The sequence below is a fragment of the Bradyrhizobium sp. BRP56 genome (genome assembly GCF_020194035.1).
In the GTDB taxonomy this organism is placed as follows: Bacteria; Pseudomonadota; Alphaproteobacteria; order Rhizobiales; family Xanthobacteraceae; genus Bradyrhizobium; species Bradyrhizobium australafricanum.
Genome location: NZ_JADYVV010000169.1, coordinates 1 through 1159 on the forward strand (window position 1 = coordinate 1; position 1159 = coordinate 1159).

Annotated in this window: 1 protein-coding gene; it reads right to left on the minus strand. The window is 58.2% G+C overall.

Features of this window, described 5'->3' with window-relative positions; translation table 11 throughout:
• The coding region (locus I6F38_RS43190) for an IS630-like element ISBj5 family transposase (protein ID WP_050995763.1) at nt 1-1092 on the minus strand (1092 nt) is incomplete at its 3' end.
• Between the last annotated feature and the right edge of the window lie 67 nt (nt 1093-1159).

Below are 1159 nucleotides of genomic sequence, written 5' to 3' on the forward strand. Positions count from 1 at the left end.
AGTCTGCTGGGCTTTGTGGCAAAAGCGTTTGACGGAAGCCAAGATCTGGTCTGCGGACTTGGTCCATTTGAAGGGCTTCGGGTTGTTGTTGTGCAATTCGATGAAGGTACGGATGTCGGCTTCGAGCTGCCTGACGGAGGTGTGAACACCTCGCCGGATCTGCTTTCTGGTGAGTTCAGCGAACCAGCGCTCGATCTGATTGATCCACGACGCGGAAGTCGGCGTGAAGTGGACATGATAGTGCGGCCGGCGAGCGAGCCACGCTTTAATCTTGGGGGTCTTGTGGGTAGCGTAGTTGTCCATGACGATATGGACAGCGAGCCCCTCAGGGATTTGAGCGTCGATCTCTTTGAGAAACTTCAAGAACTCGAGCGCCCGATGGCGCTTGTAGCATTTGCCAATGACGAAGCCGGAAGCGACATCGAGCGCGGCAAACAGCGTGGTCGTACCATGCCGCACATAGCTATGCGTGCGACGTTCCGGCACCCCAGGCATCATCGGCAAGACCGGCTGCTCGCGATCGAGTGCCTGGATCTGGCTTTTCTCATCGACACTGAGGACAACGGCTCGGTTAGGCGGCGACAGATAAAGCCCGACAATATCGCGCACCTTATCGACGAATAGCGGATCGCTCGATAGTTTAAATGTCTGGCTGCGGTGCGGCTGCAAGCCGAACGCCGTCCACATTCGGCGGATCGTGGTGTGAGAAAAGCCAGTATCCGCAGCCATCGAGCGGATCGACCAGTGCGTTGCGTCGGGCGGCGTCGTACGCAATGTCCGCTCGATTACCTCGGCAACCTGATCATCGTCGATGGTTCGAGGGCGGCCCGGGCGGGCTTCGTCAAGCAGGCCATCACAACGATCCTTCAAGAATCGGCGGCGCCACTTGCCGACGGTGTGTTCATGGATGCCAAGTTCGGCAGCCACAGACTTGCTTGGCAGACCATCTGCACACCGCAGGATCGCGCGGCATCGCTCAGATAGCGATCGGGCTACACGATGACGACGAACTTGCCTCTCCAAGTACGCCCGCTCCTGCGAACTCAGCACCAACGGCGCGATCGGCCGGCCTTTCACACCTGCATTCGCCACGAGCGCTCTCCTCTCTAGAGATCCGAGCGATCAACTAATGTCACGAACTTCCGTTCCAGATGACTAG